General features: G+C 70.6%; 11 protein-coding genes. 7 read left to right on the top strand and 4 right to left on the bottom strand.

Annotation, left to right across the window (positions count from 1 at the left end):
- Nucleotides 1-2: 2 nt before the first annotated feature.
- Nucleotides 3-1,646: a YbaL family putative K(+) efflux transporter gene (gene ybaL, locus B7K20_RS12235; protein WP_084102804.1), complete on the bottom strand. Its 1,644-nt coding sequence runs from the start codon at nucleotides 1,644-1,646 to the stop codon at nucleotides 3-5.
- Between the two features lie 123 nt (nucleotides 1,647-1,769).
- Between ybaL and B7K20_RS12230 the strand changes: the two genes are divergently transcribed.
- The 4 genes from B7K20_RS12230 to B7K20_RS12215 are packed head-to-tail and all read left to right on the top strand — an operon-like array spanning nucleotide 1,770 to nucleotide 5,519.
- Nucleotides 1,770-2,426 carry a heme oxygenase (biliverdin-producing) gene (locus B7K20_RS12230; RefSeq protein ID WP_084102803.1) on the top strand — a complete coding sequence of 219 codons (657 nt, stop codon included), beginning with the start codon at nucleotides 1,770-1,772 and terminating at the stop codon, nucleotides 2,424-2,426.
- Between the two features lie 5 nt (nucleotides 2,427-2,431).
- Nucleotides 2,432-3,583, top strand: a complete 1,152-nt coding sequence (locus B7K20_RS12225) for a hemin ABC transporter substrate-binding protein (protein WP_084102802.1) — start codon at nucleotides 2,432-2,434, stop codon at nucleotides 3,581-3,583.
- A complete protein-coding gene (locus tag B7K20_RS12220) occupies nucleotides 3,583-4,686 on the top strand; it encodes an iron ABC transporter permease (protein WP_144018681.1) in 1,104 nt (367 codons plus the stop codon). The genes B7K20_RS12225 and B7K20_RS12220 overlap by 1 nt, the downstream gene beginning before the upstream one ends.
- Nucleotides 4,683-5,519, top strand: a complete 837-nt coding sequence (locus tag B7K20_RS12215) for a heme ABC transporter ATP-binding protein (RefSeq protein WP_144018680.1) — start codon at nucleotides 4,683-4,685, stop codon at nucleotides 5,517-5,519. Before B7K20_RS12220 ends, B7K20_RS12215 begins: the two co-directional genes overlap by 4 nt.
- Before the next feature lie 285 nt (nucleotides 5,520-5,804).
- On the opposite strand, the gene B7K20_RS12210 is transcribed toward B7K20_RS12215, so the two are convergent.
- From B7K20_RS12210 to B7K20_RS12200, 3 genes are all read right to left on the bottom strand, one after another.
- Nucleotides 5,805-9,992, bottom strand: coding sequence for an HtaA domain-containing protein (locus B7K20_RS12210; RefSeq protein WP_159449413.1), 4,188 nt, complete (start codon nucleotides 9,990-9,992; stop codon nucleotides 5,805-5,807).
- A 313-nt stretch (nucleotides 9,993-10,305) separates the two neighbouring features.
- Nucleotides 10,306-12,042: an alpha/beta-hydrolase family protein gene (locus tag B7K20_RS12205; protein ID WP_084102799.1), complete on the bottom strand. Its 1,737-nt coding sequence runs from the start codon at nucleotides 12,040-12,042 to the stop codon at nucleotides 10,306-10,308.
- A 30-nt stretch (nucleotides 12,043-12,072) separates the two neighbouring features.
- Complete coding sequence (locus tag B7K20_RS12200; RefSeq protein ID WP_200809101.1) at nucleotides 12,073-13,329, bottom strand: arginine deiminase; 1,257 nt, start codon at nucleotides 13,327-13,329, stop codon at nucleotides 12,073-12,075.
- 179 nt (nucleotides 13,330-13,508) lie between these two features.
- Here B7K20_RS12200 and B7K20_RS12195 point away from each other — a divergent pair, with 179 nt between their 5' ends.
- From B7K20_RS12195 to B7K20_RS12185, 3 genes are read left to right on the top strand one after another with little or no spacing between them, the layout of a single operon-like run.
- Nucleotides 13,509-14,546 (top strand): cysteine synthase family protein, encoded by a 1,038-nt coding sequence (locus B7K20_RS12195; protein ID WP_144018678.1) that lies wholly within the window; start codon nucleotides 13,509-13,511, stop codon nucleotides 14,544-14,546.
- Nucleotides 14,543-16,153, top strand: coding sequence for an FAD/NAD(P)-binding protein (locus tag B7K20_RS12190; protein WP_084102798.1), 1,611 nt, complete (start codon nucleotides 14,543-14,545; stop codon nucleotides 16,151-16,153). The genes B7K20_RS12195 and B7K20_RS12190 overlap by 4 nt, the downstream gene beginning before the upstream one ends.
- Nucleotides 16,146-17,573 carry a Y4yA family PLP-dependent enzyme gene (locus tag B7K20_RS12185; protein WP_200809100.1) on the top strand — a complete coding sequence of 476 codons (1,428 nt, stop codon included), beginning with the start codon at nucleotides 16,146-16,148 and terminating at the stop codon, nucleotides 17,571-17,573. The genes B7K20_RS12190 and B7K20_RS12185 overlap by 8 nt, the downstream gene beginning before the upstream one ends.
- Nucleotides 17,574-17,576: the final 3 nt, after the last annotated feature.

Raw genomic sequence — 17,576 nt, 5'->3', positions numbered from 1 at the left:
AGCTAGGAGGCGTCTTCCGGCTCGGTGAGCACATCCGTCGCCATCAGATCCGCGACCTCGTGCACGCCGACGATCACGCGGTCGGCGCCCAGCTCGGTCAGGTACGCGACATCCGTGTCGTTGTGGCCGCGGGTGATCACGCGCACGGCGGGTGCCATGCGCTTGATCTTCGCGGTGATCGCGCCGGCGTTGAGGGGATCGGGGATGGCGATCACCACGGTCGTCGCGACATCGAGGCCCGCCGCGCGCAGCACCTTGGAGCGCACCGCCGAGCCGAGGATCGCCTCGCGTCCGTCCTCGCGCAGCGCCTTGACCTTGTTCTCGTCGTCGTCGATGACCACGGTGGGCACGTCGGCCTGCCACAGGTGCATGGCGGCGCGGGTGCCCACGCGTCCAAAGCCCACTAAGATGACGTGTTCGGCGCCCTCATAGGTGACTACGGCATCGGCCGTCTCATCGGACTCCGCCTCGCCCGCGCCGTCGCGGTACCAGCGGCTGGCCCACGCGAACAGGATCGGGTTGATGATGATCGACAGGATCGCGGCGCCGAGCACCAGGTCCTGGGCGTTTTGCGACAGGATCTCCAGATCCCCACCCAGGGTGACGAGGATGAACGAGAACTCACCGATCTGCGCGAGCGCGGCAGCGACCACGAGCGACATGCGCCGCGAGTACCGCAGCGCGCGGACCAGCGCGAAGGCCACGGCGGACTTGCCCACCACGATGACGAGGGTGGTCACCAGCAGCGCGAGCGGAGCCTCGATGACCACGCGCCAGTCGACCAGCATGCCGACGGAGACGAAGAACAACACGGAGAAGGTGTCCCGCAGCGGTAGGGAGTCCTCGGCGGCGCGGTGGGACAGGTCGGATTCGCGCATGATCATGCCCGCGAAGAAGGCACCGAGGGCGAAGGACACCTCGAAGAGGTAGGCGGCGCCCACCGCGACGCCCATGGCGATCGCCAAGATCGACAGGGTGAAGAGCTCGCGCGAGCCCGTGTCCGCGACCTTGGCGAGTGCCCACGGGATGACTCGCTTGCCCACCACCAGCATGAGGGCCACGAAGATGCCGACCCGGACGATGGTCCACGCGAGCTCTCCCGCAATCGCGCCGGGGCCGCCGTCACCGGCCGCGAGGACGGGGATGACCACGAGCGCGATGACCATCGCAAGGTCCTCGACAATGAGCCAGCCCACCGCGATATGGCCCGCGCGGGTGTCGAGCAGCTGCTTATCCTCGAGCCCGCGCAGCATGACGACGGTCGAGGCGACCGAGAGGGCGAGGCCGAACAGCAATGCCGCGCCGAGCGACCAGTCCAGCCATAGGCCCACGCCCGTGCCCAGCGCGGTCGCGACGGTCATCTGCAGGATGGCGCCGGGGAGGGCGACCTTCTTGACGGCCAGCAGGTCCTTGATGGAGAAGTGCAGCCCCACGCCGAACATCAGCAGGATGACGCCGATCTCGGACAGCTCGTAGGCGACGTCGGTGTCGCCGACCCATCCCGGAGTGCTCTCGCCGATCATCAGTCCTGCGGCGAGGTATCCGACGATGGGGGACAGGCGCAGTTTCTGTGCGCCGAAGCCCAGGATGAAGGCGAGCACCAGGCCCACGGCCATGGTCATGAGGAGGGGCGCATGGTGCAACATCCGGACATTCTACGTGGGGGAATGTGTCCAACAGATGGCCGATGCCGTGGCTGGGTGGGTTCGCCCGGCCCCCGGTCGAGAAATTGTGTGACACAACCCTTGCGTAATTGGTAGGGTCCTCGCATGACCACTGCTGAGGATGCCCCGGGCCTCGCCGCGCGACTGCGCGACGCGACCGCCGTGGAGCACAAGGACACCGAGAACCGCTCGTTCATCACGCGACTGATGGGAGGCGAGCTGGACCTCGCGGCCTACACGCGCTACCTCGCCCAGTACGCGTACGTGTACCGGGCGCTCGAGGCCCGCGCGCCGCAACCTGGCGACCCCGCGTTCCTTGCCGACCCGGCCCTGCCGCGCTTCGCGTCGATCGACTCCGACCTCGCTCACCTGGGCGCCGCCGATTGGGAAAGCGCGCACCCCGCGCACCCCGCCACGCAGGCATACGTGGACCACCTTCTCGCGATCGCGCCTCAGGATGTGGCGCGCTACCTCGCGCACCACTACACCCGCTATCTGGGTGACCTCTCGGGTGGTCAGGCGATCGCCGCGCTCGTGGGCCGCCACTACGGCGCCACCGCGGACCAGCTCGCGTTCTACCGCTTCGAGGCGATCGACTCGCCGGTGCGCTACAAACGCGCCTACCGAGACCAGCTCGACGGTTTGCAGTTCACGCCCGAGCAAGAGCAGGCACTCGTGGCCGAGGCGAAGGGGGCATTCCACTTCAACGCCGCCATCTTCGAGGCGCTGGGCGAGGCCGAGCCCGCGCCCGTGGCGTTCTGACCGTCATGCGTCGCGGTGCCTGGGCGGGCGCCGCGGCGGTGCTCGCGGCATTCGCGCTGAGCGCGTGTGTGCCGCTGACGCCCCAGGCGGAGTCGTCGTCGCAGGCGGCAGCGACCGCGGGGAGTGCGGCGTCTGCAGCCTCGGGTGAGCCGTCCGCGGAGCCGACCACGGCATCGGCCGTACCCCTGGCCGACCTCAACCTGCTCGCCGATCCACACGGATACGAGGGCCCCTCGACGGCCACGATCGTCGATGCCGCGGTCGAGGTCCTCGACCCAGCGCCGGAACCGCAGTTGCCCGTCGTCGCGACCTCGCACACGCGCGACGGCGACCTGGACGTGGAGGTCTCCGACACGTCGCGCGTGGTCGCCTTCGACATGTCGGGCTCCATCGCCGCGACGTTGTGGGCGCTGGGACAGGGCGACTCGCTGGTGGGCCGCGACGTGGCCGCGGAGTTCCCCGGCACGGAAGACGTGCCTGTGGTCACGGGCTCCTCGCACACCATTGACCCCGAGGCGGTGCTGGAACTCGAGCCGACGCTCGTCATCACCGACGGGTCCATCGGTCCCACGGATTCGATTCAACAGATCGCCGACGCCGGCGTGCCGGTGGTGATCGTGGAGAACGAGTCCTCGTTCGACGGCGCCGGCGAGCTGGCGCGTCAGGTCTCGGCGGCGCTCGGCGTGGCCGAGGCCGGCGAGGACCTCGCCGCGCAGATCGCTGACCAGGTTGCCGTGACTCGCGCCGAGATCGCTGCCGTGGCGCCCGAGCAGGGACTGCGGGTCATGATGCTGTACCTGCGCGGCGCCTCCGGCATCTATTACATGTTTGGCGAGGAATCCGGAGCCGATGACCTGGTCGCGGGTCTCTCCGGCGTGGATGTCGCCGCCGAGATCGGCCTGGACGGCATGAAGCCGCTGACGGACGAGGCGATGCTGGCCGCCGACCCGGAGGTCATCCTTGTGATGACACATGGGATCGAATCGGTCGGGGGAGTGGACGGGCTGCTCGACGCCAAGCCCGCGATCGCCCTGACGTCCGCCGGGCAGCACCGGCGCATCGTCGATATGGCCGACAGTGAATTGCTCGCCTTTGGGCCGCGCTCGGCCGCCATCCTCAACGCGCTCGCGCGCGCCGTGTACGCCCCGGAGTCCTGATGGCGAGCGCGATGGAGGCGCCCGTCGAGGTGCCCGGGAGGGCATCCGAGCGGGCGTCCGTGTCCAGGCGACGCCTGCGCTCCGGGCTGCTCTTCGGCGCGCTCGCCGTGCTGCTGGTGGCGGGCGTCATCGCATCCGCCGGCGTGGGGCAACTCACGGTCTCAGTGACCGAGGTCATCGGCGCGCTGCTGCGCGGCATCGGAATCGACACGCCCTGGGCGCCCGCATCCGAGATCACCTACGAGGCGCTGTGGCAGATCCGCTTTCCACGCGTCGCCATGAGCCTGCTGGTCGGTGCCGCACTCGCGGTCGCGGGCGCCGTCATGCAGGCGGTCTTCGGCAACCCGCTGGCTGAACCCGGCGTGGTCGGCGTGTCCTCGGGCGCGGCGCTGGGAGCCGCGCTCGGCATCGTCTCCGGCGGCGTGCTCGCCGGGGTGGTCGGCACCGCGTCCATGGCATTCATCGGGGGAGTGGGCGCCACGCTGCTCGTGTACGTCATGGCACGGGCCGGCGGCCGCACCGAGGTCGTCACGCTGCTGCTGACCGGCATCGCCGTCAATGCCTTCGCAGGGGCGGGCCTTGCGCTGGTGATCTTCGTGGGCGACTCCGCCGCGCGTGAGCAGATTGTGTTCTGGCAGCTCGGGTCGCTCAATGGCTCGCGGTGGAACGAGGTGGCGGTGGTCGCGGTGTTTGCCGTGGCGTCCTCGGCCATCGCGTTCGCGCTGGCTCGCCGCTACGACCTCCTCGCCCTGGGCGAGCGCACGGCGGGGCACCTGGGGCTGCGGGTCGAGCGCCTCAGGATCGTCTCGATCATCCTGGTCGCGGTGCTCACGGGAGCCGCGGTGGCGTTTGCGGGCATCATCTCCTTTGTGGGGCTCGTGGTCCCGCACGCGGTCCGCATGGTGCTGGGACCGGCGCACAAATTGCTCCTGACCGGGTCCCTCCTGGGCGGCGCGGTGCTGCTGGTGTGGGCCGACCTGTTCGCGCGTACGGCGGTGACGGGGGCTGAGCTCCCCATCGGTTTGCTCACGTCGCTCATCGGCGGCCCCTTCTTCTTCTACCTCTTGCGCCGCGCGCGCTCGCGGCAGGGAGGATGGGCATGAGTCACACCCCGCAGCCGGACGCGCCGGCGGCCGCCAGCGCCGTGGCCGAGCCGCCGGCTCCCGTCCTGCCTCCCGCGTTCCACGCCGACCGCGTGGGCGTCAGCATTGGCCCCGCGACCTTGGTCGAGGACGTCTCGATCGACGTCGCACACGGCGAACTCGTGGCCCTGGTGGGCCCCAACGGGGCGGGCAAGTCCACGCTGCTGAGCGTGCTCGCCGGCGACCGTGCGCCCTCGTCGGGCGCCGTCGCGTTCGACAATCGCGACGTCCGCGACTGGACCCCGGGCGATCTCGCGCGCCGCCGCGCGGTTCTCGCGCAGGACAACCAGGTGGCGTTCCCGTTCCGCGTCTGGGAGGTCGTCGAGATGGGCCGCGCCCCGTGGCAGGGGCACCCCGAAGCCGACGACGACGAGGAGGCGATTGCCCAGGCCCTCACCACGTGCGACGTCGCGCACCTCACCGAGCGGACGTTCACGTCGCTCTCGGGCGGTGAGCGCGCCAGGGTGTCCCTCGCACGCGTGCTCGCGCAGCGCACCCGTGCGGTGTTGCTCGACGAGCCCACCGCCGCCCTGGACCTGAAGCATCAGGAGGATGTGCTGCGGGTGGCTCGCTCGCTCGCGCACGATGGCGTCGCGGTGGCCGTGGTGCTGCACGACCTGTCGCTGGCCGCGGCCTACGCCGACCACGTTGCCGTGATGGAGCGCGGCCGTCTCGCCGCGCTCGGGTCTCCCGCCGACGTGCTCACATCCGCGCTCATCGAGCGCGTCTACGGTCTCCCGGTACACGTGCTCGACGGCCCCGACGGCACACCGCTGGTCCTCCCGCGCCGCTAGCGCCCGGGCGCTCGTTCAGGCCCGCATCAGTCCCCGCGCTCGCCCTCGCGCCCGTCCTTGTTCCCGCCGTCGTGGCGTCCGCACCCGGCCTCTGCGACCCGCGACCGCGCCGGTGCACGTGACGAAGTGACGGTCATCTGGCCGACACGCTGTGTCGCTACCGCGTCGGGCCGGCGTGTCGTCCACATCACCGTCACTTCGTGACGCGGGGACAGGTTGACTCGATGCGCACACAGCACGAGGGGCGGCCGATGTCCCGTCGACCGCCCCTCGTGAGTCTGTGAGTTAGCTGCGGCGGCGCACCGTCACCACTGCCGCACCCGCCGCCGCGAGCACGGCGAGGGCCGCGACGGCCCACACCCAGGCGTTCGAGGACTCCTCGACGGGAGCCTGGGCCTCGGTCTCCACAGCGGCCTCGGACGACGATTCCGCAGACGGCTGCTCCTCGGGCTCCTCGGCCGCGGTGGTGGTGCCACCGGCGAGGGCCGCGATGCAGCCGTCCTCGGACGTCAGTGCCACCGAGAGCGAGTCGAGCGCCTCGCCCGCGGGGTAGGTGCCGAAGGCCTCGGAGCCCGCGTCGGTGAGCGTCGCGGGCAGCGCCGCGATGGTGACGACGTCACCCTCGGTCGTGACCTTCGCGGCGGCGAGGTCGAGTTCGGCGAACCGGATCCCCGTCTGCGACACCTCCGACCCATCCTGCGTCTCGCCCGAGACGTCGAGCAGCAGGTAGGCGCCGTCCGCCGAGAGCTCGATGACCGGGTTCGCGATCGTGGTGTCGAGCGCGCCGTCGTGGCCCGTGAACTCGATGGAGCCCGTCCACGACACAGTGCCGGTGGTGTCGGCCGGGTCGATCACGGCCTCTCCGTCGCCGAACGTGAAGATCCCGCCCTCCTCGCTCACACCGTCGAGCGTCCATTCGCCGTTCGCGATGGTCGACTCGATGTATGAACGGAAGGACTCCTTGAAACCCCAGGCAAGTGACGCATCGGCCACACACATGCCCTCGGTCGCTGCGGGGATGTCGAGCACGATGCCGACGTCCTGCGAGCCCTGGAAGGTGAGCGTGTGTTCGCCTGTCAGCGACGCCGGAAGGGAGCCGGTCCACATGGCGACGCCGTTGGCGTCGGCGCTTACCTCGGCCAGCAGCGTGGGCGTCGAGTAGATCACCACGCGGATGCCCTGCTCGTTGGCCTCGAATCCGGGCACGGAGATCGTGACGACCTCGCCCGCGAGCAGCGCCGCGAGGGTGTCGTCGTCCAGCTCTATGCCCTCGGTGGCAGGGGGAGTTGCGGGGATCTCGTCGGTCTCCTCGGTGACAGCGGCCGTCTGGACCACTCGCGTACCGCCGGCCGATGCCGTGGCGGCGTCCGTACCGAACGTCACCGTCACGGGGTCGACACCGAGGCTTTGACCGCCGGGTCCGGTGAGGACGGCGGCCCCCGCGGCCGTGAGGGATGCGGGAACGCCGGCATACCGGACGGCGCCGTCGAGCTCGGTACGGGTGCCGAAGGCGAGGCCGAGGTTCGCGAAGTCCATGCGCGAGCCGTTGACCGACACACTGAGCACCGCGCGGGTGGGCGAGGTGAGACGCACCTGCGGGTTGGCAAAGGTGTAGCTCAGCGCACCGTGGTGACCGGTGAAGGTGACCGAGCCGCCATAGGACGCGGAGCCCGAGCCCTGTTCAGCGTCGGCGTTGCCGCCGGTCTGCAGGAACGTGAAGGTCGAGCCATTGGAGCTCGCACCGCTGACAGAGATCTGTCCCTGTGCGATGGGGCCGGTCACGTAGTTGCGGAAGCCGGAGCTGATGCCCCAGGTGAGGCGTCCGACGACCGCGGTGGAGGTATCGGGCTCATCCGTGACCGTGACAGGAGTGGTGGTGCTGCCGTTGCTGCCGGTTGATCCTCCCGTCGATCCGCCCGCGGAACCGGAGCTGCCGGTCGAGCCGTTGCCGGAACCATTGCCAGTACCGTTGCCGGACCCGTCGCCGCCGCCCGAGGCCGGCTTGGACGCGCCGAGTGTCACCTTCACCGGGTCGAGCGCTGTCCCCGCGTCGTAGGTCAGCACCGCGGACCCTGCCTCGGTCAGGGTGGCGGGCACCGTGGTGAGCGTCACCGAGCCGCTACCGGCTGTCCGGGGGGATGCGCCCAGGTTGAGATCGGCGAACGCGATGCGCGTGCCGCCGACCACGACGGTGAGCTGAGCCCGCGTCGAGGACGTCAGAGTGATCTGCGGGTCCTTCAGCGTGATGTCGAGCGCGCCGTGGTGGCCAGTGAAGCGCACCGAGCCGGTGAACTTTGCCGTGCCGGTACCCGTGGTGAGGTCGGAGTCGCCGCCCGCGGCCTTGAAGGTCACCAGCGCGCCGGACTTCTGGGCGCCGCCGCTGACCGACACGCTGCCGGCCGCGATGGGCCCGGTGACGTAGGAGATGAACTCCTGGTCGATGCCCCAGACCAGGTCGCCGCTCGTGGGCTCGACGGGGGTCTCGGGCTCGGTCGGGTCGACCGGGTCGACCGGGTCGACCGGATCAGTCGGGTCGACCGGCTCGTCGGTCGCGAAGCTCACGGCCGTGGCGGTCTCGAAGAGGGGGTAGGTGACGCCGCCGCCGGGGTAGGTGTAGACGCCGTAGTTGCCGGCGGCATCGGGCGCGTAGTCCGATACCTCGAGGTCGACGCTAAATGTGCCGTCGGCCTCGATGGGCAGGTAACCGGTGGTGTCGGCCAGGGCGTCATAGGTCTCGCGGGAGATACCCCAGTACACGTCGGCTGTGTCGCGCGCGGTGCGGCCCGCGCCTTCCGACGGCTTCCACGTGTCGGCGAACTTGCCGAACGCGACGTAGGCGCCCGAGAAGCTGCCCGCCAGGGGTGCGGGGTAGTACGGAGCCATGGTGGTGGTGCCGTCGGCCGCAGGCAGGAAGCCGGATCCGGTGACCGTCACGGTGTCGCCGTCGCCGGCGAGGTTCGTCGATGGCGCGACGGTCACTACGGGCTGAGCCAGCGCGGGGGTCGCGAAGGTCACCGGGTGGAACTGGTCGAGTGAGTAGTTGCCCGGGAACGTGTGTGCCGGGCGAAGGAAGACGCCACACGCGTCGGTGGCGTCCGCGGAAGCGGCGCACACGTGCGCGCCAAACGCATCCGGCGCCGTGAGGGTGGTGGTGAACTCCCACACGTCGCCCGTCACAGTCCCGGTCGCAGGCACGGCCCCGCCGTACTGCGACACGGAGGACAGGAACTGCTGCTGTGACGCGTCGCAAGCGTCGCCCGTGAGACGCCCCTCGGCAGTCCCGACGGGCGCGTCGCCTTCGGCGCACCACATCACATAGACAGAGGTGGGTGTGCCGTCGACGAACGCGGGCAGGGTCGCGGAGACCGTCACCGTCGCGCCCGGCTCGACGTTCGCCTCCGGCGCAACCGTCACGCGCGGGTCGACGGGCTCCGGCTCGGGCTCGGCAAACGTCACGGGAGTCGCGGTCTCGAAGGGGGCATACTTCGCGCCGCCGCCGGGATAGGTGTAGACGCCGTAGGTGCCGTCGGCCCCGGGCGCAAAATCGCTGGCGTCGAGGGTGGTGGTGAAGGTGCCGTCGGCGCGGAGCTCAACGGCGCCGGCGGAGACGCCACCGATGGTGGCCATCGAGTCCGCGGGGACGGCCCAGCGGGTGTCGTTGTTGACGCGGAGGGAGGACGCCGCGCCGGTGGACGGCTGCCACGTGTCGGCGTACTTGCCGAACGTGACGTAGATGCCGGTGAACTTTCCGGCGAGCGGGGGACGCGTGCCGGTGGTGGAACCGTCGGTGGCAGGCAGGAACCCGACGCCGGTAACGGTGACGGTCTCGCCCTCGCCGTCAAGGTCGGTGGTCTTTGACACGGTGACGGTCGGCGTGACGGGCTCGGGCTCCGCCGCGACAGGCGCGGGGTAGGCCAGGGTGACGTGGTCGAACGCCTCGCCGTCGTAGCGGCCAAAGACCGTGGCCGCTCCGGCGGCTCCGGTGGTGGCGAGGTCAGTTCCGGTCAGTGTGCCGTCGGCCTCCGTGGTGACCCACTCATCGATCGAGGCGAGGGTCACGCGGCCCTGGTCGCCCTCCTGTGTTGCGGCCGCGACCGTGATCACGGCGTCGCCTGCGGCGCCGACAGCCACGGCTGGGTCGGTGAGGGTGATGTCGATGCCGTGGCTCGGCACGGTGTACGACACGGCGCCCGAGTATTGCACGGTGCCCACGCCGTCCTCGTCGAGGTCGGCCGCAGCCAGGGGGAAGGCCGCCACGCCGTCGGTGACGGTCGCGCCGCCGGAGCCCTCGATGGACCCGCCGAACATCGTCACGTACGACCGCCATGAGGACTTGACGCCCCACGTGAGGGATCCGGTGGGCGCTCCCATCGCATTCGCGGGCGCGGCAACCAGTACGGATGCGGTGAGCAGGGACAAGAGGAGTGCAGCAAGCCATGCGGCGGGGCGCAGGCGTGTGCTCAGGTGTCTCACGGGGACTCCATCGATCAGGTGAAGGGGTGGCGCATCGGCGCGCGGGCGTGCTCGGGGAGCGAGCCTGATCCGGAGACTAGCGGGGGTGACGTGTAAAAAGCAATTACGATGTTGCGATATTGCGTAATTCCTCACGGGCGCAAAAAGCCGGGTCGCGACGACTCCCTCAGCTCGCCGTCGCGACCCGGCAGAAGCGGGTGCCTCGCGCGGTCTCGATGGCGTGGACCGCGCGGCAGCACCCGCCTCGCAAAAGGATACAGAGATGTATGTGACTTTGCCCGGGCTGTGACCGGATTGTGACCCTTCCCAGGCCCTACGAGGGGTGAGTCTCCAGGGCCGCCTGTGCGGCATCGGCCCGCTCCTCAAGGTGAGTGGCAAGAGAGGAGAGGTCGGCATCGGCCATCTCCGCATTCGTGACGGCCGCCCACGCCCGCAGGTTGGCCGTGGGCGTGTAGAGGTGACCAAACCCCTCGGGGACGGATCCGGCGGCGGGCATGTCGAGCAGGACCTGCCACATGGTGACCAGCGGGTACCAGGCCATCTCGTCGGAGACGTCGGGCGCGCGTTCGCCATCGCGCAGCCAAGCGGGCTCCTCGAAGGCCAGGTGCTGGTTGAACCACACCACGGGGTCGGAACCGTGCTGCAGATACAGCAGGCGGGTGGTTCCCCACACTGCGGTGTTGCCAGGGGCAATGCCAGACTCGTCGGCGAAGCGCACCGTGCGGCCCTCGTTGAGCACCGGCAACGCCGCCGTCGAGCCCTCGTCGCGCGCCCTGGTGATCTCGTAGTGCATCTCGTTGAGGAACGGCGGACCGGTCATGAGTGCGCCGTCGATGGGCTCGTTGAGGATGTCCACGCTCGACAGCACCGCCTCGACCCCGGTGGTGCCGAGCGACAGCCCGTTGAGGTACAGACGCGGGCGCGCCGCATCGGGAAGCTCGGCCCAGTAGTCGTGAATGGTGCGAAAGACCACGCGGCTGGTTTCCTCGACCTCCGCCTGGTCCGCGAGCAGCGAGATCCAGCTGGGCAGGTACGAGTACTGCGCGCCCGCGATGGCGGTGTCCCCGTTGAAGAGGTACTCGAGGGAGTCGACGCCGTGGGGGTCCAGGTATCCCGTGCCCGTCGTGGTGGCGACCACCATCACCTCGCGGTCGAACGCGCCGGTCCGGACCAGCTCTTCCAGGAGCAGGTCCGCACGTTCCTGGAGGGTCTCGGCGCTGCGCAGCCCCACGTACGCGCGGATGGGTTCGATCGCGCCGCCCGGGCCAGCCTCGTCGATGTCCGCCGCCGTCGGCCCAGTCGACACGAAGGACCGGCCCTGACGGCCCAGCTCTTCCCATTGGACGGCCGATGCCGGCGAACCCGACTTTGCTGGGTCCACCGGGCGGCTCGAGTCGGGATTGGTCTGCAGGTCTTGGCCCGAAAAGGTCCAGTTGGAGAAGGTGAAGAAGGCGTTCACGAACGCGCCCGAGGCGACCCACCACATCAGTGCGGTGAGGATGATGCCCACCGAGGCGACCGCGAGGCGGCGCGGCAGGAACCGGTCCACGAGGTCGTCGGCCTTGCGAAAGAGGGTGCGGACGGTGCGGGCCACGATCAGGAGGATCGCGGCCGTTGCCGTCCCCACGAGGACAATCGCGGGCCACACCAGCGGAGACAGCGGCTCCATGCCGAAGTCGAGCCGGGTGGCGTTCTGCCAGCCCACATAGGCCCAGATGGCGAATCCGGACTGGAGGGCGATCAGCCCCAGTGCGCCGACGAGCAGGATGGCGCGCCACCGCCCACGCGCCGCGGGCACGGTGAGGAACCGGGCGATCGCGTAGGCACCCGCGCCCAGTCCGTATCCCACGATGGCGGCCACGCCGGACTCGATGCCCTGCACCCACCCCTCGCGCGGCAGCAGCGACGGCGTGAGGGAGATGGAGAAGAACCACAGGGCGACGACGAGGCCCACGGCGGAGAAGCTCGGCTCGAGGATTCCGGGCGCACGGCGGCGCGGCGGCGGGGGCTCGTAGAGCCGGTCGCGGGCACGCTGCAGCACTCCGGTCATGGTGCGACCAGGCTATTCCGGTGGTCGGACCTAGGCATCCCGCCTGAGTGGCTGCGTCATGCAGTGCGCGCCGCCGCGCCCGCGGCCCAACTCCGCGCCCACAATCTCCAGGACCTCGATGCCCGCCCGGCGCAGGCGCTCATTGGTGTGCGTGTTGCGGTCATACGCGACCACCACGCCCGGCTCGAGGGCCAGCACGTTATTGGCGTCGTCCCATTGCTGGCGCTCGGCGGCGTAGCGATCGCCGCCGGTCTCGATCACCCGGAGTTCGTCGAGGCCCATCGCATGGGCGACCACCTCGACGAAGGGTTTGGCCTCCCGGCGCACATCGAGCCCCAGGGGCAGGGGAGCCTCGTAGATCGAGAACGTCTCGATGTCGTCGACGATCGCGGGGAAGACCGTCGCGACATCCCTATCTGCCAGGGTAAACACGGTGTCGAGGTGCATGGCGGCGCGCAGCTTGGGCATCTTGGCCACAATCACCCGGGTGGCGGCCCCGGCCGCAAAGAGTTCCGTCGCGAGTTGCGTGATCGCCTGGCGGCTGGAGCGCTCGGACATCCCGACCACCACCACGCCGCGCCCCACGGGCATGACGTCGCCGCCCTCGAGCGTCGCGAGGCCATGCGGGATCTCCGGGTCGCCCCACCAGGTGGTGACCTGTCCGGCAAACGACGGATGGAACGTGTAGACGCACTTCATCACGAGCGTCTCGGCGTGGCGCGCCTCCCAGTACAGGGGGTTGAGCGTGACGCCTCCGTAGATCCATGAGGTCGTGTCGCGGGTGTACAGCGTGTTGGGAAGCGGCGGCATGAGGTAGTCGCGCATGCCGGACTCCTCACGCACCAGTTCCACCGCCGGGGGAGCGAAGTCCCGAGGAAGGTCCGCGGTGGACAGCCCGCCCAGCACGTAGCGGGCGAGGTCAGCCGACGGCAGGGAGTCGAGGAACGCCCGCACGTCGTCGACCAGCGACACGCCCACCTCGTTCGGCGTGATCTTGCGGTCCAGTAGCCACGCGCGGGCCTGGGGGATATCTAGCGTGTCGGTGAGCAGCGCGGTGAGCTCGAGCACCTCGATGTCGCGCCCCTCCATGAGGGTGACGAAGTCGGCGTGGTCGCGGCGCGCGTTCTCGACCCACATGACGTCGTCGAACAGCAGCGCCTCGGCATTGGAGGGCGTCAGCCGATTGTGGGCGAGCCCGGGGGAGCACACCAGGACGGTCTGCAGCCGTCCTACCTCGGAATGCACGCCAAAAGCCTGCGGTTCCGTGTCGATCGCGGTCTTGCTCACCGCACCTCCCACGTCGTCGAGTGAGACGACGCTATCAAGGCCGGGCGCCTTGCTGCGGCACCAATCTGAGGAATGTGTGAGGGCATTCTCCGGTTGGTCTCCACGTCAACGGCGCCACCGCGCCGCGGACCCAGGCGGCGCTCCGTGCCCGCCTTGGTCGACACCAAGGGAGGCACACTGTGACGACGACGCACCACGAATCCCGAACCGACGCCATGCCAGGACTGACCGTCCACGATGGCTACCTGCCCACGCCCATGACGCGGCTCGCGCGGCTCTTTCCCGACAGCGCCATCGGCCTGTACGCCAAGCTCGATCAGCTGCAGATCTCCGGCAGCACCAAGGAACGCACCGCGAGGTTCTTGCTCGACGACCTCGAGCGCGCGGGAGATCTTCGCCCCGGCGGCGCCGTCGTCGAGTCCACGTCCGGCAACTTGGGGATGTCGCTGGCCCGCCAGTGCTCGCTGCGTGGCTACACGTTTGTTGCGGTGGTCGACGAGCGCGCCAACCAGGCGGCCGTCGCCACGATGAGCGCCTTCGGCGCCCGCGTCGAGCGCGTCGAGACCCCTGCCGACGGCAATCGGCTGCGGGCCCGCGTGGAGCGAGTGCAGGAGCTGCTCGAGTCCCTGCCCGGCGCCGTCACGACACATCAGTACGGCAACGGAGCGAACCCCGAGGCTCATGCGAGCACCACCATGCCCGAGCTCGTCGCGTCGCTCGGCGCCGCCCCCGACCGCCTCTACGTCGCCATGAGCACCACCGGCACGATCCTCGGTTGCCAGCGAGCCATCGAGGAGCACGGCTGGCACACGCGGTTCATCGGGGTGGACGCAGCGGGCTCCGCGCTGTTCGGCGGCGCTGTGGCAGATCGCAAGCTCCCCGGGCTCGGCGCCGGGTTCGAGACCGTCCTTTCCCGCGACGCTCACCCCCATGCCGTGCACCGCGTCAGCGAGGCCGACATGATTCGCGGCTGCCGCCTGCTGGCGCGCCGCGAGGGCATGCTGACCGGTGCCTCGACGGGCGCGATCGTCGCGGCCATCGGGCACGACCTCGAGGGCATGCGCGCCGGGGAGAGCGTCGCGATGCTGGTCCACGATGGCGGCGGGGCGTACCTGCCGACGGTGTACGACGACGGCTGGGTCGAGCGCGAAATCGAGGGCGGCGCCGCGGCCCTCATGGACCTCGACGAGGCCAACCCCTTCGGTGGTCGCCGATGAGGCACGCGCACCACGCCACCCCCGATCTCATCGTCGTGGGCGGCGGCCCGCGGGCCCTGTACGCGCTCGCGGATCTCGAGGAGGCTCTCGCGGATCAGGCCCCGGATCCGCGCGCACCGCTCCGTGTCACCGTCGTCGAACCCGGCACTCCCGGAGCGGGCGCGGTGTGGGAGCCCAGCCAGCCCGACCACCTCATGATGAACGTGCACCACCGGATCGTCGACGCGACTTGCCCGTCGGTGCCCCTCACGCTTGCCCAGTGGCAGGAGCGGGAAGGCTCGACGGACACGTTCCCGCCGCGGGCCCTCGCCGGAGGCTACCTCGCGTGGGCGTTCGAGTGTCTCGCGCAGTCTCCGTGGCTGAATGTGACCCACGTGCCCGCGACGGTCACCCACGTCCGCCGCGAGGGTCCCCTATGCGTCTGCGAGGCGGCCGATGCCGTGAACGCCTTGGCGTTGTACCGCGCCCCTCGCGTACTGCTCGCCACGGGGCACGCGGGAGGCGCGGGGCTCGACCATGCGGCGATCGCGTCGCCGATGACCGGCCCGCCTCCCGGATCGCGCGTGACGGTTCACGGCGCGGCGCTCACCGCCTTCGACGTGGTGCTCGACCTCACCGCGGGCCGCGGCGGCGCCTGGGTCGGTGACGGTGCTGACCTGCATTACGTGCCGAGCGGCGACGAGCCCGCACGGATCACGCTCGTCTCGCGCTCGGGCGAGCCCATGCTGCCCAAGCCCGAGCGTGTCCCCACCTCCGTGACCGCGGCCGTCCGTGCCCGCACCGGGCGCTGGCTTCCCGACGCCGTGCCAGACGACGCGTGGTGGGACGTGCTGGCCGATGCCGCGGTCGCCGCGGCCCTCGAGGCCGGCGTGCGTGTCACTCACGACGAGCTGTGGGAGCGGCTCGAGCAGGCGACGGAGCGCGGCGCGGTGCGTGCCGACGGCATCGACCCGGCCGCACGGTGGGCGCGCGATGCCGCGCGGGCGCGCGGCGACGTGGACGCGGACCCGGCCTGGTGGTGGGGGCGCGCCTGGGCCGCGGGCTACGCCGACGTGGTGCGTTCGCTTGAACGCGGCCCGCGCGAATGTGGCACCTGGGCCCGGTGGCGCGCCCGCGCCGCCGCGCTCGAACGGTGGGCGTTCGGGCCGCCTCTTGTCACCCACGAACGCCTGATGGCGCTGCGCGCCGCGGGGCTGCTCAGGGTCGTGGCGCCCGCCGCGGCGGGACCCGACACCGCGTCCGACGAGGTCCTCATCGACGCCTTCACCCGCGGACCCGGAGTGCTCGACGAGCCGCTGGAATTGGCCACGGCCATCGCGACGGATCGTGCGCCATGGGATGGCTTGGTCGATGCGGGCGAGGTCACGGTGCGGGCGGGGGAGCGCGGCGTCCTCACGGCGCTCGACGGCGCATGCCTGCGGGCGGACGGCTCGGTCAGTATCGGGCTCGCGGCGCTGGGCCGCCCCACCGAGGACCCGGTCATCGGCCACGATTCGCTGCAGCGCCACCTGCATGACGACTCGCGGCGGTGGGCGCTCGCGTTGGTGCGCGAGTGGGCGCTGACGGACGACGCGGCGCGGCCCGAGGCGGTGGTGGCGCATGGCTAACCAGGCCCCGCACGTCGAGGGCGCCTCGCCCCTGACGGGCCGCACCGAGCCGTGGATGGAGGACCTCCTCGCCGATCCCGCACAGTGCGCGGCACTCATTCGCGAGCACGGATCGCCCGTGAACGTGCTGAACCTCGCGCCTCTTGCGCGCAACTCCGCGGAGCTCACCGACGCCGCGAGCGACGAGGGCGTGAGGCTAGGCGTCTACGTCGCCCGCAAGGCGAACAAAACCCACGCCGTGGTGAAGCAGGCCGCTGCCGCCGGGCTCGGTATCGACGTGTCCTCCCTGGCAGAGCTGCGCCAGTGCCTGGATCTGGGGGCCGCCGCGAGCCGCCTCATCGTCACAGCCGCCGTGAAGTCCGGTGCACTCCTCAGCGAGGCCGTCACGGCCGGCGCACTCGTGAGCGTCGACAATGCCGACGAGCTCGCGGACATCGTTGCCGTGGCGAGCCATACGGGAGTGACGGCGCGAGTGGCGCCGCGTATGGCATCGGCCGATTCTCGTATCCCGCCCACACGCTTCGGGCTGACGCCCAGCGCGTGGGACCGCGCGCTCGAAGGGCTGCCGGCATCGGTGCGCCTCGAGGGCATCCACTTCCACCTCAACGGCTACAGCGCCGCCGAGCGCGCGGTGATGCTGCGCGAGGCCCTCGCGTGGACGGACCACCTGCGCGAGTCCGGACACCCCATCGCCTTCATCGACATGGGTGGCGGCGTGCCGATGTCCTATCTCGACGACCGTGCCCAGTGGCGGGCTTTCTGGGAGCGTCTCGACACCGACGCGCATGGCACCCTGACCTGGCGCGGCGACCGGCTGGGGATGACGGACCCGTGCGCCGAGCGGCCGTCCGCCTCGGTCTACCCGTACTGGCAGCGCCACGTCCGCGGCGCATGGCTGCGCGACGTGCTGCGATCGCACACGCCCGAGGGCACCACGGTCGCTGAGGAGATCGCCTCGCGCGACCTTGAGCTCCGCGTGGAGCCGGGTCGCTCGCTGCTCGACGGGTGCGGGATGACGCTCGCGTCCGTGGCGTTTCGCAAGGCCAGCAGCGACGGGATCGGGCTCGTGGGCCTTCACATGAACCGCACGCAGGTGCGCTCCACATCGGCCGATTTCATGGTGGACCCCCGCTGGGTGCGCCCGGCCGATGCTGGCCCTCCCAGTCCCGCGCTCGAGGGCTTCCTGGTGGGCGCCTACTGCGTCGAGGAGGAGCTGCTGCTGCGCCGCCGTCTACTTTTCCCCGACGGGGTGGCGCGCGGCGACATCGCGGCCTTCGTCAACACTGCGGGCTACCTGATGCACATCCTCGAAAGCGCCTCTCACCAGCTGCCGCTCGCGGTCAACGTGGTCCGCGACGAGGGCGGCTGGGTGCGCGACGGGATCGACGGTCCGGCCGGATCCGGGACCCCGACCGGCTAGCGT

It is taken from the genome of Demequina sp. NBRC 110051, assembly GCF_002090055.1.
In the GTDB taxonomy this organism is placed as follows: Bacteria; Actinomycetota; Actinomycetes; order Actinomycetales; family Demequinaceae; genus Demequina.
The sequence above is the reverse complement of the archived record's forward strand: the minus strand, read 5'-3'. Positions and strand labels throughout refer to the sequence as shown.

Bases quoted from the DNA above. Each gene is read 5' to 3' on its own strand.
- B7K20_RS12230 (WP_084102803.1), top strand. From the start codon at position 1,770: ATGACCACTGCTGAGGATGCCCCGGGCCTCGCCGCGCGACTGCGCGAC.
- B7K20_RS12190 (WP_084102798.1), top strand. From the start codon at position 14,543: ATGAGGCACGCGCACCACGCCACCCCCGATCTCATCGTCGTGGGCGGC.
- ybaL (WP_084102804.1), bottom strand. From the start codon at position 1,646: ATGTTGCACCATGCGCCCCTCCTCATGACCATGGCCGTGGGCCTGGTG.
- B7K20_RS12225 (WP_084102802.1), top strand. From the start codon at position 2,432: ATGCGTCGCGGTGCCTGGGCGGGCGCCGCGGCGGTGCTCGCGGCATTC.
- B7K20_RS12215 (WP_144018680.1), top strand. From the start codon at position 4,683: ATGAGTCACACCCCGCAGCCGGACGCGCCGGCGGCCGCCAGCGCCGTG.
- B7K20_RS12185 (WP_200809100.1), top strand. From the start codon at position 16,146: ATGGCTAACCAGGCCCCGCACGTCGAGGGCGCCTCGCCCCTGACGGGC.
- B7K20_RS12220 (WP_144018681.1), top strand. From the start codon at position 3,583: ATGGCGAGCGCGATGGAGGCGCCCGTCGAGGTGCCCGGGAGGGCATCC.
- B7K20_RS12205 (WP_084102799.1), bottom strand. From the start codon at position 12,042: ATGACCGGAGTGCTGCAGCGTGCCCGCGACCGGCTCTACGAGCCCCCG.